Raw genomic sequence first — 13,378 nt, 5'->3', positions numbered from 1 at the left:
GGTGGCGGCCATCTTCCACAGGTGTCCGATGACCTGCCGCAGGTCGGTCCGTAGGTTCGGTTCGACCGTCGTGGCGACGGGCCCGTGTCCGTGCCGACGAGGGACCTCGAGCCACTGGTCGACGGGTGGTGTGGGGAGAGGAGCACGCAGATGCGAAGACGAAAGATTGCCTGGCGCGGCTCGGTGACGGCCCTGGTGGTCGTGGCCGCCGGCCTGCCGGCGACCGGCGCCCTGGCCGGGCCCGACGGACGCCCGGCCGGCGCGCAGGGGTCTCACCCGGAAGACTGCGCGCAGTTGTCGTACCCGGAAGACCCCGGCTTCGTCGCCAGGAGCCCGGGCGAACTGGATGCCGCCAAAACCAGTTGGGAAACTCCGGAGTACGGCAATTACACCGGCCATAATCCGTCCACTCCTGGCACAGCCGTCAATTCCCCCTGGCAGCTCACCGCGGTGAACGCGTCCACCGCCTACGCCCTCGGGTACTGCGGGCAGGGCGTCACGCTGGGCATGATGGACTCGGGCTACCGGCCCACACACGAAGCATTCCAGACCGAACTGATCGAACCGGTACGAGCGGAGGGTGTCTACGGCACGTCCGGCTACGGATACCGTGGCGCGACCCCGGCGAACCCCTTCACTGCGGGCGAGTGGTTCACGGTGGCCGGTGACCAGGCGAGAACAAGCGACTACTCGCACGGGAACGGCATGCTCGGGGTCACCTCCGGCATGCGCGATGGCATAGACCAGCACGGCATCGCCTTCGGATCAAAAATGTACGTCGCCAAGACCGGGGGCTCCGACAGCCAGTCCCACGGTCCCTTCCACGATTACGTGTACTGGTACACCGCCAACAAGGCCCTGGTCGACGCGGGCGCCCAGGTCATCAACAGCAGTTGGGGCTCCTATGTCCAGACTCTCGACAGGACCCGCTATGACGGCCTGGGAAGAGACCTTGGAGTCAACGGCAACCTCGCCAACGCCTACCAGGTGGCCGGCAAGGACAGCGCCAGCGCCACGGCGATGGCGACCATCATCCCCAACGAGCACCTGAAGGATCTGGAGTACCAGTACTTCTTCTTCAAGAAGAGCTATTCGGAAGGCGGCATCCAATACAATCCGGACCACCCCGGTCGTTCCTTCATGGACGCCATCTGGGACGCCATCAAGGACAGCGGCACCGTCAACGCGAGGTCGGCGGGCAACAACGACTGGAGCAACCCGTACTTCCGCCCGGCGTATCCCCTCTTCAATCCCTCGGCGGAAAAGCAGTGGATAGCCGTCGGCGGGGTGCAACCGCCCACCGCGACCAATCCCGAATACACGAAGCAGTTCGGGTACAACGAGGCCGGGCTCGCCAAATGGTGGAACGTGTCCACCCCGTCGAACAACGTCCGGACCACGAGCAGCAGTGGTGACACCAACTATTCAAACTCGAGCGGCACATCACCGGCAACGCCCGTTGCGACCTCGGTGATGGGGGTCCTGCTCTCCCGCTACCCGGACATGGACGCCAAGCAGGTGCGTGAGCTGATGCTCACCACGGCGAACAACAAGATGTCCGACGGCGTGCGGTTCCTCGGCACCGGGCAGACCTCCCCCTCCGGGGAATCCATCGCCTGGACCGCTCCCGACGGCCTTCCGGACGAACGCTGGGGCTGGGGAATTCCCGACCTGGCCAAGGGCATGTACGGCCCCGGCCAGCTCCTGAGCCCCATGACCTACAACATGGACAAGGCGCCGGTGGACGTCTGGTCGAACGACATCGGCCAGATCGCGATCAAGGAACGGGAACGGGAAGATCGCGAGTGGCTGGCGGGCTACCAGAAGCACGGCATCGCCTTCGCCGGTGAGTTCAGCCCGAACGTGCTGCACCCGGACGGCACGCTCGACGACCACGCCTTCATGCTTCAGGGGATTCTGGCTGACCCGCAGATCCAGGCCATCACGAACGGCCACCCCGAGCGGTACGACAAGATCACCTACGCGGACGCGGTCAAGTGGCGCAAGGAATGGATGGACCAGCGCGCGGCCTACATCCAGAACAACATCGACAACAACCTCTACACGGCTTCGCTGACCAAGCAAGGTCCCGGGACGTTGATCATGACGGGCGACGAGACCTACGAGGGCGGCACGACGGTTGACGGCGGCAAGCTGTCGATCACCGGCTCGCACGCAAGCTCGATCGACGTCAAGGGCGGCACGCTCGGCGGCAGTGGCAGCGTGGGTGACCGCGTGACCGTCACCAGCGGCGTGCTGCGGCCCGGGCTCACGCCCGACGAGGCCGCGAAGCTCACCGGCACCTCCGCGGGCAACGTCCTGACCGTCGGCGGGAACGTGACCGTGGGCGGGCAGGGTCGCGTCGCCGTCACGATCTCCGGCGACACGGACTACACGAGCGTCCGGGCGGCGGGCCAGCTGGTGCTGGGCGGCGAGCTGGACCTGGACGTGCGGGGCAAGCTGACCCCGGGCACCGTGTTCACGATCATGAGCGGTAGCTCGATCACGGGAGCTTTCCACGCGCTGCCCGAGAACCGGGCCCTGAACGTGGGCGGCCACCTGTTCCGGGTGTCCTACCAGAACAACAGCGTGACGCTGACCGTCCTGCACCCGGTGCCGAACAACGGGAAGTAGGCCGTGATCCGCGGCTTGACCGTGGTCGAGCCGTGGTGAAGGGACCGTGCGGAAGGGCAGGCCGCGACGCCGAGATCGGCGTCGCGGCCGGCCGTTCGTCCGGCCCGCCACGCGCCCCTCATTCCGGGACGGCCGGCGGAGCGGGCGGCTACTGGGCGCCCGCGCCGCCCGGGGAGGTACGCCGGCCCGCCGTCCGGTGGACCCAGGACCGCCACAGCTCCGGTACGGACCGGCCGCCCGCGAGGCACCACACGGCGATCACCGGGTCGCAGATCGCGCAGCCGAGCGAGGAGTCCGCCGCGAACGGCAGGATCGGTGCGCCGTACCGGTGGTGCAGCAGGTCCCAGGCGGTGTGCATGAGCCACGCCACGCCGATCCACCGCCAGGACCGCAGGCCGCGGAAGGCGGCGTACGTCATCGCCGCGGTGAACGCCAGCTCCCACACCCCGAAGCCGCCGCTGAGGTAGGCGGCGCCCGCGCCGGCGACCATGACGGCGTTGACGGGCCGGCGGTGCACGGCCGGGAGCAGCGAGTTCAGCGCGGCGTAGGCCAGCCCGATCAACACGGGCGCGATCACGAACATGCAGGCAACCTACGATCGGGGCCGCCCGGCGAACAGTGGCGCGAGCGCCAACCACCAACGGCTCACCGCCACGGGGCGCGGGAGTAGCCTCGGCGCGTGCACACGGTGGCGGTGGCGGCGTTCGACGGGGTGGTCGGCTTCGACCTGGCGACCGCGCTCGAGGTGTTCGGCAGGGCACGGCTGCCCGGCGGCGCGCCGGCGTACCAGGTGAAGGTGTGTGCCGAGCGCCGCGAGGTCGACGCGGGTTCCTTCGTGCTGCGGGCGCCGTGGCGTCTCGACGCCGTGATCGGGGCGGACACGGTGATCGTGCCCGGCACCGCCGACCTCGCGGCGCCGGCCTCGGCGCCGCTGCTCAGGGCGCTGCGGAGGGCGGCGGCCCGGGGAGCCCGGGTGGCGTCGATCTGCGTGGGCGCCTTCCTCCTGGCCGAGGCCGGCCTGCTCGACGGCCGCCGGGCCACCACCCACTGGGCCGCCGCCACGGAGCTGGCCCGCAGGCATCCCGCCGTCACCGTCGAGGAGAACCTGCTCTACGTCGACGAGGGGGACGTGCTGACCTCGGCGGGCGCGGCCGCCGGGCTCGACCTGTGCCTGCACATGGTCCGGCGCGACCACGGCGCCGCCGTCGCCGCGGAGGTCGCCCGCGCCTCGGTGATGCCGCTGGAACGCGCCGGCGGTCAGGCGCAGTTCATCACCCACGAACCGCCGGCCGCGAGCGGCTCCCTCGCGCCGCTGCTGCAGTGGCTCGCCAGCAACGCGGTACGCGACATCGGCCTCGACGACATGGCCGCCGAGGCCGCCGTCAGCGTGCGCACCCTGCTGCGGCGCTTCCGTGCCCAGACCGGGACCACGCCCATGCAGTGGCTCACCCACCATCGGGTGCGCCGCGCGCAACACCTGCTGGAGACCAGCGACCTGCCCGTCGAGCGGGTGGGGCAGGCGACCGGCTTCGCCTCGGCGACCACCTTCCGCGACCGGTTCAAGGAACTCGTCGGCGTCAGCCCGTCGGCGTACCGGCGCACGTTCTCCGCCCGCTGACGCACGCCGGGGCCTACGGCGGCACCGACCGGTCTCAGCCGCTCAGCCACCGCCGCGGCGCGCCCCGCCGGCTACCGGCCGGGACGCGCCGCGGCGCCTCGTCTCACGCGACGGTGACGGCCTTCGGCGTGGTCTTCGAATCCAGCCAGGTGTTGATGAGCTTGGTGAAGTCGCGCCCGGTCTGCTTGTTCACGAAGGCGATGAACGACGCCCGGTCCTGCTGGGTGTTGCGCTGATCCTGCACCCAGGCGCGGGCCAGCGCGAAGAACGCCTTGTCGCCCAGCTTCCGGTGGATCTCGTGGAGCATGGCCTCCGGGCAGAGGTAGACGTTGCCCTCGGCGAAGTTCTTCGGGTTGGGCTTGCCGGGCGGGCCGAGCTTCTTGCGCGCGGCGGCGTCGGCGTCGCGCAGGTACCGGTCCAGGCTGGCGTCACTGAGGTGCAGGGTCTCCTTGGTGTACAGGTCCTGGGCGTACTGGGCCCAGCCCTCGTTCAGCCACAGGTCGGTCCAGGTGGTCGGGGTGACGGAGTCGCCGAACCACTGGTGGGCGTACTCGTGCAGCAGGTCGCCGCCCCAGCGGTCGCGGCGGGCCTTGGTGTTCTCGATCTTCCGGCCCATCGTGATCATCTGCTGGGTCTCCATGCCGGACGCCGAGTCCACCACCACGACCCCGCCGGACGGGAACGGGTACGGGCCGAACTTCTTCTCCAGCCAGGCCAGGTACTGGGGGGACTTCTTGAGGTACGGCAGCAGCTTGTCGTCGGCGCCCTTGCGGTACCAGTAGGTCAACGGGATGCCACGGGGCCCCTTGGCGGTCAGCTTCTCGTACTTCCCGACGGCGAGCGTGGTCAGGTACGTGGCGACCGGGTCGGCGCTGCGGTAGGTGAAGGTGGTGCCGGACTGCCCGGCCGGGGTGCCGCTGGCGATGGCGGTCCAGCCCGTCGGGACGGTGACCTTGATGTCGTAGAGGGCTTCGTCGGACGGCTGGTCGTTCGCCGGGTACCAGGTGAAGGCGCCGAAGGGCTCCTGCGTCGTCCAGAGGCCGCCCTCCTTGGTGACGGTGAGGCCCAGGTTTTCCACGTCCTTGCGGTGCGACGGCATGGGCGTCGTCTTCGGCTTGCCGTGGTACTTGACCACCAGCGTCACCGGCTTGTCGGCGACGACCGGGGCGGTCACGGTGAGCTTCTCCTTCGCGACGGTTCCGGTCACCGTCGCGTCGTCCAGCGTCACCCCGTCGACCTGGTAGGGCATGAAGTCGAGGACCAGGTTGGGGGCGTCCTTCGTGGGCCGGATCCGCAGGGTGGCGGTGCCCGTGAGGGTCCGGGTCGTCGGGGCCCAGTCCAGCGCCAGGTCGTAGTGCAGGACGTCGAGGGCGTCGGTGCCCCGGGCCGGGTAGACCCGGTCGGCCACCGGGGTCGAGCGCCCGGCCTGCCAGGCGGTGTAGTCGACGGCCGGGGCGGTGGGGCTCGGCGTGGTCGTGGGGGTGGACGAGCCGGCGGCCGGGGCGGCCGGCTCGGGGGTGGTGCACCCTGCGACGAGCAGCGGTGCGACCAGCAGGATCAGTGGTACGTGGCGACGCATCAGCGCACCATACGGCAGTGATCCATTTCCGTGGGGCCCTCGATGTTCCCGCAGTTCGAAGGACCTGCTCTGCCAGGATCGGCGCATGGCGAACGTGTGGTCCGGTGTGACGATCGACTGCCTCGACCCCGTACGGGTGGCCCGATTCTGGAGCGCTCTGCTCGGTCGCGAGCCCGGCCCGTCGCCGGAGGGCTGGGTCTATCTCGGCGAGCGTGGTGACCCGCAGCCGCGGCTGGTGTTCCAGCCCGTGGGCGAGCCGCCGACCGGCAAGGTGCGGATCCACCTCGACATCACCGTCGACGACATCGACGAGGCCATGACGGCGGTCGACGAGCTCGGTGGCCGGTTCACCGGTGAGCGGCACGACTACGAGGAGGGCGTGGTCGTCGTCATGGCCGACCCCGAGGACCACGAGTTCTGCCTGGTCGAGTACTACGGTTGACGGCCGCGCCCGAGCCAGCGTCGGTTCACCTCCGCCGGGCGCGGGCGGTGGCCCGGGCGTTCGCCTTCTCGATGGCCTGGACCAGCTCGTGTCTGTCCAGGCTCTCCGGATCGTCGATGCCCACCCGGCGGGCCACCTCCTCGAGGTGCCCCTTGCTGGCGTTGGCGTCGACCCCCTGGGCGGTCGGGCGGGCCCGGTCGCGGGAGGCCGGGGTGCCCAGCGCCGCCTGCGGGTCCGACGGCCCCTTGTGCTCCTTGGGTTCCCAGTGGTCGCCGACCTTCTCGTGCGTGTGCTTCAACGACGCGAACGCCGTGCGGTGCGCCCGCTCCCCGTCGCCATAGGTCTCCTCGGCCGACTCCAGCGTCTTCTTGTACGTGCGGACCGCCTTGTCGTCCGAACGCGCGACGGTCGACGGCACCTCGTCGCGCATCTGCTCGGCCTGCTCGTGCTTGTCGGGCATGACGTCCCTCCCGTCCCCGAACCTGGTTAGCGGCCCCATTCGTCACGGGCGGCGTCGGTGCCGGCCGGGACCACCCGGGAGGCGGTCGCGGACACCATGTCCCGCACCTCGTCGGCGAGCCGGGCCGAACTGCCGCCGGCCGCGCGCAGTTGCTCCAGCCCCATCCCGCCGAGGACCACCGCGGTGGCCAGGTAGCCGGCGGTGAGGCCCGCGGATGCCAGCCGGCGAGGCAGGAAGGACTCCAGCAGGCGCAGGATCGTGGTGGAGGCCGCACCGGCGCCGAGGACCAGGCAACCGCCCGCGGTGGCCAGCAGCGCGATGCCCAGCCCGGCCGGGCGGGCGGCCTCGGTCAACTGCCCGCGGACGGCGCGGATCTCCTCGCGGACGACGTCCGCCACATCCTGCGCCAGGCGGTCCGTCGGGCTGCCGCTTCGCCCGTCGCGGCCCGAATGCCCGGTCACGTCGCTCATGCGCGCCTCCCCCTGAGCCGGTTCACGGGCCCTGCGGGTACCCGGCTCGCCGGGCCACACACCGGAGGGGCCGCGCTTCCTCGGTTTTGCGGCCGGCGGTGGAGCAGGAGTTACCGCTCGGGGACGGCGTCCAACCGGACGCAGCAGGCCCCGGGGTGTGGCGCGAGCCGGGGCAGCAGGTCGGTGCGGCCGGCGCCGTCGACCAGACCGGTCAAGAACGCGTGGTTGAGGCCGCACACCAGGGCGGTCTGCCGGGTGGCCAGGGCGTGGAACGGGCAGTTGCGCAGCAGCACCTGACCCTCGAGCGCCTCTGGCTCGAAGCCGAGGCCGGCGAGGGCGCCGGCGAGGTCGGCGCCGGAGTCGCGTACCGCTGCGCCGAGGTCCCGGCCGCGTCGCCGGGCATGCCGGCGGGCCGCCTCGGGGGCGTCGTGCGGGTCGTCCGCGACCGCGTCCGCGAGGATCTCGGCGATGAGCTCGTAGCGCCGCTCGGGAACGGTGATGGCCACGCCGTCGCCGGCCGTCTCGTAGACCTTCGGCGTCCGGCCGCGGCCCCGGGGCTGGTCGGCCGGCGGCTCGTAGCGGGACCGCAGCAGCCCGGACTCCACGAGCTTGTCGAGGTGGAACGCCGTGAGGTTGCGGGACATCCCGTGCGCCTCGGCCGCCTCCTCGCGGGTGACCGGGTGGTCGGCCCGGCACACGTAGTCGTACAGCGCCCGCCGGGACCGGTCGACGAGCGCGGCCATGGCGCTCCAGCGGTCCCCCGTGCTCATGCCGAAAGGTTATCACCAACGACGGCTATTGAAATTCAGGACGCGCTGGGGCAGCATGATCGCTATCACCAATGAGCGTTGGTGAAAATCACCCCGGGGGTGCCCGTGCGACCCATGGATCAGGCCAAGCATCCGGTGAGCAACCTGGCCGGTCGCTACGGACACCCACTTCATCCCGCGCTGGTGGCGGTGCCGATCGGCACCTGGGTGGCCAGCCTCGCCTTCGACCTCGCCACCCGGCTCGTACCCGGGTCGCCGGGCCTGGCCGACGGCGCACGGTGGCTCATCGGCCTCGGCGTCGTCGGCGCGCTCGCCGCCGCGCTCGCCGGCTTCCTGGACCTGTTCGCCATCCCCGCCGGTACCCCCGTGTACCGCACCGCGCTCGCGCACATGGCGATCAACCTCGCGGTCACCGGCGCGTACGCGGTGAACTTCGCCCTCCGCGCCGGCGACCCGCCGGGGCCCGTGCCCGCCGGACCCCTCGTGCTCTCGGCGATCAGCCTCGCCGGGCTGGCGGTCGCCGGTTACCTCGGCGGCGAACTGGCCTACCGGTACGGCGTGCGCGTCGCCGACGAGACCACCCAGGCGCGGGGCTACCACCGCGCAGACAAGGAGAACCCCTGATGGCCGTCGCCGCACTCGTCACCTGGCTGATCACCGCCGTCGGTGGCATCGTCATGCTCGGCACCTGGATCCGCGCGGGCGGCCACCGCCCGGGAAGCGGCAGCCGGCTCGCGCCGGGCCTGGTGTTCGGCCACTTCGCCCTGGCCGTGATCGGGCTGGTGCTGTGGATCGCCTACCTGGCCGTCGACGACGACGCGCTCGCGTGGGTCGCGTTCGCGGCGCTCCTGCCCGTGGCGGTGCTCGGGTTCACGATGCTGGCCCGCTGGATCCCCGCCCGCCGGTCCGGGACCGCCGAGTCCCGCTTCCCCGTGCCGGTGGTGATCGGCCACGGCCTGTTCGCCGCCGCCACGCTCGTCCTGGTCGCGCTCGCGGCCCTCGGTGTGGGAGGTCGCTGAGGTGAGCGTCACCGCCCTGCGGGTGCACCACCAGCGCCCCCGCCGCGACCCGGCCGCCGCCGAACGGGCGGCCGCGGAGTTCCTGACCGCGCTCGGCGTGGACCTCTCCGCCGCCGGGCTCGCCGACACCCCGGGCCGGATGGCCCGCGCCTACGCCGAGCTGCTCACCCCGCGCGAGTTCCAGCTGACCACCTTCGACAACGACGAGGGGTACGACGAGCTGGTGCTGGCCCGGGGCATCCCGATCCGGTCGGTCTGCGAACACCACCTGCTGCCCTTCGTCGGCGTGGCACACGTCGGCTACCTGCCCGGCGAGCGCATCCTGGGGCTGTCCAAGCTGGCCCGGGTGGTCGAACTGTTCGCCCACGGCCCGCAGGTCCAGGAACGCCTCACCAAACAGATCGCCGACTGGCTGACCGGCCACCTGCGCCCGCGCGGGGTCGGCGTGGTCATCGAGGCCGAACACCTGTGCATGACGCTGCGCGGCGTCCGGGCGGTCGGCAGCAGCACCATCACCTCCACGCTGCTCGGCACCCTGCGCGACGACCACCGCTCGCGGGCCGAGTTCTTCACGCTGGCCGGGGTCGGCCCCCGCTGATCGAGGAAGGGAGCACACCGATGCCGAAGAACGGCACGTTCGTGATCGTGGGCGCCGGGCTCGCCGGCGCGCGGGCCGCGCAGACGCTGCGGGAGGAGGGCTTCGACGGCGGCGTCGTCATGATCGGGGACGAGCCCGATCGACCGTACGAGCGGCCACCGCTGTCCAAGGGTCTGCTGACCGGCGGCGCCGAACCGGGCAGCGTGTTCGTGCACGACGCCGGCTGGTACGCCGAGCACGGCGTCGACCTGCGCACCGACACGCGCGCCGTCGCCGTCGACCGTGCCGCCCGGGAGGTCCGCCTCGCCGACGGCCGGCACCTCCGGTACGACAAGCTGCTGCTGGCCACCGGCGCCACGCCCCGCGACCTCGCGGCGCCCGGCGCCGGCCTGGCCGGGGTGCTGCGGCTGCGTACCCTCGCCGACAGCCGCCGCATCGGCGCGGCGCTGGTGGAGGGCGCGCACCTGGTGATCGTCGGGGCGGGGTGGATCGGCCTGGAGGTCGCCGCGGCGGCCCGGCAGCGCGGCGCCACCGTCGACGTCGTCGAGACGGCCGCCCTGCCGTTGCGTCGCGTGCTCGGCGACGAGATCGCCCGGGTGTTCGCCGACCTGCACCGGGACCACGGCGTCACCTTCCACTTCGACGCCGAGGTCCGGGAGATCCGCGGGGCCGGTCGCGTCTCCTCGGTCCTGCTGGCCGACGGCACCGAGCTGCGCGCCGACGCGGTGGTGGTCGCCGTGGGCGTGCGGCCGAACACCGAGCTGGCGACGGACGCGGGCCTCCCCGTCGACAACGGCATCGTCGTCGACGCGGCCCTGCGCACCGCCGACCCGGACATCCACGCGGCCGGTGACGTCGCGAACGCCTACCATCCCCTGCTGCGCCGGCACGTGCGCGTCGAGCACTGGGCCAACGCCCTGCACGGGGGTCCGGCGGCGGCCCGGGCGATGCTCGGCCAGCCGGTCAGCTACGACGACCTGCCCTACTTCTACACCGACCAGTACGACCTGGGCATGGAGTACGTCGGGCACGCCCCGCCCGGGGCGGTCGACCGGGTCGTCGTCCGGGGTGACGTGGCCAAGCGGGAGTTCATCGCCTTCTGGACGGCGGGCGGGCGGGTGCTCGCCGGGATGAACGTCAACGTGTGGGACGTCGTCCCGTCGATCCGGCGGCTCGTCACGTCGCCCGACCCGGTCGACCTCGACCGGCTCGCCGACCCCGGCGTGCCGCTCGACGCGCTGCGATCCGGCTAGGGCCGGCATCGAAGCAGGTCAGCGCCGCTCGTTGGTCGTGGCGGACCCGATGGTCGACGTCGGTAGCCTCGGCAGGGAATCTCGGCAGGTGACGACGGAGGAGGCCGTGGGCTTGCGGTTCGAGCATCGCGACACCGAGATCGACGTGAGCCTCGTCGACCGCGTCTGGCGCACCCGCTCCGACTCGGCGGAGACGATGACGTCGGCGGCGCGCACCTGCTGGCAACTGATCCTCTCGCGGACGCAGGGACGCCTCCACGCCGGCCTGCGCGGGCCGGAGACCAGAGCGACCACGGCGCCGGTCCCGCCGGACACCGAGTTCCTCGGGGTCCGGTTCGCCTTCGGCGCGGTTCTTCGGCCGCACCCTGCCGCCTCGGTCGTCGACGGCTACGTGCCGTTCCCCGTGACGGAATCGGGCCGGATCGTCATCGGCGGCGAGGAGTGGGAGGCGCCGACGTTTGAGAACGTCGAGCACTTCGTGCGGCGCCTGCAGGACGCGGGTCTGCTGGGGCGATCGCCTCTCGGAGACGGGGAGCAGGTCACCGGGCGATCCGGAGCCGGCCCGACCGAGCGCACCCTGCAGCGTCGCTACCGAGCGGTCACCGGACTGTCGCGTACCGCGGTACGGCAGATCGACCGCGCGAACGCCGCAGCCACGATGCTGCGCGACGGCCTTGACTGGCACCCGGTCGTCGAGACGTTGGGGTACTTCGACCAGGCCCACCTCGCGCGTGCGCTGCGTCGCTACGTCGGGTGCACCGCACGCGAGCTGCAGGCGGACGGCTTCGCGGCGATGTCGTTCCTGTACAAGACCCACCCTGGGCCGGGCAGCTAGCGTCCGTCTGCCGACCGACCCCGGCCGGCTGTCCGCGACCCGCATTCAGGGGGAGAACCGTGCTGCTCAGCGTCAACACCTTCGTCAGTCTCGACGGCGTCATGCAAGGACCCGGGGCCCCCGACGAGGACCGCTCCGGCGGCTTCGACCGGGGCGGGTGGCTCGTGCCGCACGCCTCGACGCACACCGACGAGGTGGTCGAGAGCTGGTTCCGTGAGGCCGATGCGTTCCTCTTCGGCCGCACCAGCTTCGGCCTGCTCGGCGGGTACTGGCCGAAGGTCACCGACCCTGATGACCTGATCGCCGCCAAGCTCAACACGCTGCCGAAGTATGTCGTCAGCTCTAAGCTGACCGACGATGAGGCCGACTGGAGCCCGACGACGGTCCTACGCGGTGACGTAATCGACGAGGTACGCCGCCTCAAGGAGCTCCCCGGCAGGGAACTCCAGGTGCACGGCAGCTGGAAACTCGTGCAGACGCTGCACCAGGCGGGCCTCGTCGACGTCTACCGGCTGCTCCAGTACCCGGTCGTCGTCGGCACGGGGAAGCGCCTGTTCCCGGACGGGTCGGCGCCCGCGACGTTCGCAACCGTCGACGAGAGCTCGCGGGTACTGCCCGGCGGCGTCGTCTCGCTGACTCTCCACCCCACGAGCCTCGGCGCGATCTCGGCAGGCGCGTACGCGGTCGACGAAGGGCGCTCGGCGACGGTCCTGGGCTGACATCCCGCGCCGCCCCGGGGGCGCAGAGGTCCGTCAGGCTGGGGCGAGCAGGCAGAACTCGTTGCCCTCCGGGTCGGCCAGGACCGTCCACGGGACGTCGCCCTGACCCACGTCGGCGGGCGTCGCGCCGAGATCCCTCAGGCGGTTCACCAGCTCCGCCTGGTGGGCTGCCGAGGTGGTGGCCAGGTCCACGTGCACACGGTTCTTCACCGTCTTGGGTTCCGGGGAGACGACGAGGTCGACGCAGACGGCGACGGGGTCGGGGTAGCCGAAGCCCTCGGGTTCGAGGTTCGTCACGCCGGGTTCCTCGCTGGCGACTCCCCAGCCGAGCACCTCCGCCCAGAAGCCGCCCAGCGCGGAGTCGTCCCGGGCCTTCATGTTGATCTGCACAAGCCGCGTCGCCACGCCGGTGATCATAGGCCCGGAGCCGCGCTCACGCGGACGGGGTGACCGGGGGCCGCAGGCCGAGCCACTGCTCGGCCTCCCAGGCCCGGAACCGCTCCACCTCGGTGAACCCCAGCTTCGCGGCGAGGCGCATCGAAGCGGCGTTGGCGGTCTGGGTGGTGAGCACCACCGGCTCGCCGGGCAGCACGGTGTCGAACCAGTCGAGTGCCGCGGAGCACGCCTCGGCGGCGTACCCGAATCCCCACGCCCGTGGCAGGAACAGGTAGCCGAGATCGGCCTTACCCACGGCGGCGGGGCGACGGTGCTCCGTGGCCCTCCTGAGCAGGATCTGGCCGATCATCGCGCCGTCGAGGTCGACGACGAGGCTCCCGGGCCACCGCCCAGGAGTTTCGGACAGCTCGCGCTCGAGCTCGGCCCGCGGCCGGGGGCCGCCGAGGTAGGTGTGCACCTCCGGCGACGCCAGCAGCTCGATGAACGCCGGACGGTCCCGGGCCTCGGACGCACGGAGCACGAGCCGCGCGGTCCGGATCGGCTCGGGCGGCCAGGCGACGGGTCCGAGGTCGGTCATGCCGGCCA

15 protein-coding genes and 1 pseudogene are annotated in these 13,378 nt (G+C 71.8%); 9 read left to right on the top strand and 7 right to left on the bottom strand.

Going from position 1 to position 13,378, the window contains the following annotated elements; all coding sequences use genetic code 11:
* Positions 1–150: 150 nt before the first annotated feature.
* Positions 151–2,634 carry a S8 family serine peptidase gene (locus tag GCE86_RS10460; protein WP_154226765.1) on the top strand — a complete coding sequence of 828 codons (2,484 nt, stop codon included), beginning with the start codon at positions 151–153 and terminating at the stop codon, positions 2,632–2,634.
* 148 nt (positions 2,635–2,782) lie between these two features.
* On the opposite strand, the gene GCE86_RS10455 is transcribed toward GCE86_RS10460, so the two are convergent.
* Positions 2,783–3,217: a DUF6010 family protein gene (locus GCE86_RS10455; RefSeq protein ID WP_154226764.1), complete on the bottom strand. Its 435-nt coding sequence runs from the start codon at positions 3,215–3,217 to the stop codon at positions 2,783–2,785.
* A 96-nt stretch (positions 3,218–3,313) separates the two neighbouring features.
* Here GCE86_RS10455 and GCE86_RS10450 point away from each other — a divergent pair, with 96 nt between their 5' ends.
* A complete protein-coding gene (locus GCE86_RS10450; protein ID WP_154226763.1) occupies positions 3,314–4,252 on the top strand; it encodes a GlxA family transcriptional regulator in 939 nt (312 codons plus the stop codon).
* 103 nt (positions 4,253–4,355) lie between these two features.
* Here the strand turns inward: GCE86_RS10450 and GCE86_RS10445 are convergent, their stop codons facing one another.
* Positions 4,356–5,831 (bottom strand): M1 family metallopeptidase, encoded by a 1,476-nt coding sequence (locus GCE86_RS10445; protein WP_154226762.1) that lies wholly within the window; start codon positions 5,829–5,831, stop codon positions 4,356–4,358.
* Between the two features lie 85 nt (positions 5,832–5,916).
* On the opposite strand from GCE86_RS10445, the gene GCE86_RS10440 reads away from it, so the two are divergent.
* Positions 5,917–6,273, top strand: a complete 357-nt coding sequence (locus GCE86_RS10440) for a VOC family protein (RefSeq protein ID WP_154226761.1) — start codon at positions 5,917–5,919, stop codon at positions 6,271–6,273.
* Between the two features lie 25 nt (positions 6,274–6,298).
* On the opposite strand, the gene GCE86_RS10435 is transcribed toward GCE86_RS10440, so the two are convergent.
* The 3 genes from GCE86_RS10435 to GCE86_RS10425 form a co-directional block, all read right to left on the bottom strand.
* Positions 6,299–6,733 carry a ChaB family protein gene (locus GCE86_RS10435; protein ID WP_239542652.1) on the bottom strand — a complete coding sequence of 145 codons (435 nt, stop codon included), beginning with the start codon at positions 6,731–6,733 and terminating at the stop codon, positions 6,299–6,301.
* A gap of 26 nt (positions 6,734–6,759) precedes the next feature.
* The gene (locus GCE86_RS10430; protein ID WP_154226760.1) at positions 6,760–7,203 is read right to left on the bottom strand and encodes a phage holin family protein; all 444 of its coding nucleotides are present in this window, start codon (positions 7,201–7,203) and stop codon (positions 6,760–6,762) included.
* Positions 7,204–7,313: 110 nt separating this feature from the next.
* Entirely contained in the window at positions 7,314–7,973 is a 660-nt protein-coding gene (locus GCE86_RS10425) for a helix-turn-helix transcriptional regulator (RefSeq protein WP_154226759.1), read from the bottom strand.
* Between the two features lie 114 nt (positions 7,974–8,087).
* Between GCE86_RS10425 and GCE86_RS10420 the strand changes: the two genes are divergently transcribed.
* From GCE86_RS10420 to GCE86_RS10395, 6 genes are read left to right on the top strand one after another with little or no spacing between them, the layout of a single operon-like run.
* Positions 8,088–8,597 carry a DUF2231 domain-containing protein gene (locus GCE86_RS10420; protein ID WP_154226758.1) on the top strand — a complete coding sequence of 170 codons (510 nt, stop codon included), beginning with the start codon at positions 8,088–8,090 and terminating at the stop codon, positions 8,595–8,597.
* Entirely contained in the window at positions 8,597–8,992 is a 396-nt protein-coding gene (locus GCE86_RS10415; protein ID WP_154226757.1) for a hypothetical protein, read from the top strand. The genes GCE86_RS10420 and GCE86_RS10415 overlap by 1 nt, the downstream gene beginning before the upstream one ends.
* A 1-nt stretch (position 8,993) precedes the next feature.
* Complete coding sequence (gene folE / locus GCE86_RS10410) at positions 8,994–9,590, top strand: GTP cyclohydrolase I FolE (protein ID WP_154226756.1); 597 nt, start codon at positions 8,994–8,996, stop codon at positions 9,588–9,590.
* 20 nt (positions 9,591–9,610) lie between these two features.
* Complete coding sequence (locus tag GCE86_RS10405) at positions 9,611–10,843, top strand: NAD(P)/FAD-dependent oxidoreductase (RefSeq protein ID WP_154226755.1); 1,233 nt, start codon at positions 9,611–9,613, stop codon at positions 10,841–10,843.
* Positions 10,844–10,892: 49 nt separating this feature from the next.
* Entirely contained in the window at positions 10,893–11,678 is a 786-nt protein-coding gene (locus tag GCE86_RS10400; protein ID WP_167537041.1) for a helix-turn-helix domain-containing protein, read from the top strand.
* Positions 11,679–11,737: 59 nt separating this feature from the next.
* A complete protein-coding gene (locus GCE86_RS10395; protein WP_154226754.1) occupies positions 11,738–12,397 on the top strand; it encodes a dihydrofolate reductase family protein in 660 nt (219 codons plus the stop codon).
* A gap of 45 nt (positions 12,398–12,442) precedes the next feature.
* On the opposite strand, the pseudogene GCE86_RS10390 reads toward GCE86_RS10395, so the two are convergent.
* Positions 12,443–12,802, bottom strand: a pseudogene (locus GCE86_RS10390) (VOC family protein); the annotation flags it as partial.
* A 28-nt stretch (positions 12,803–12,830) separates the two neighbouring features.
* Entirely contained in the window at positions 12,831–13,370 is a 540-nt protein-coding gene (locus GCE86_RS10385) for a GNAT family N-acetyltransferase (protein ID WP_154226752.1), read from the bottom strand.
* Positions 13,371–13,378: the final 8 nt, after the last annotated feature.

The sequence above is a fragment of the Micromonospora terminaliae genome, from assembly GCF_009671205.1.
Classification (GTDB): Bacteria; Actinomycetota; Actinomycetes; order Mycobacteriales; family Micromonosporaceae; genus Micromonospora; species Micromonospora terminaliae.
This window is presented reverse-complemented; position numbering and strand designations above follow the sequence as displayed.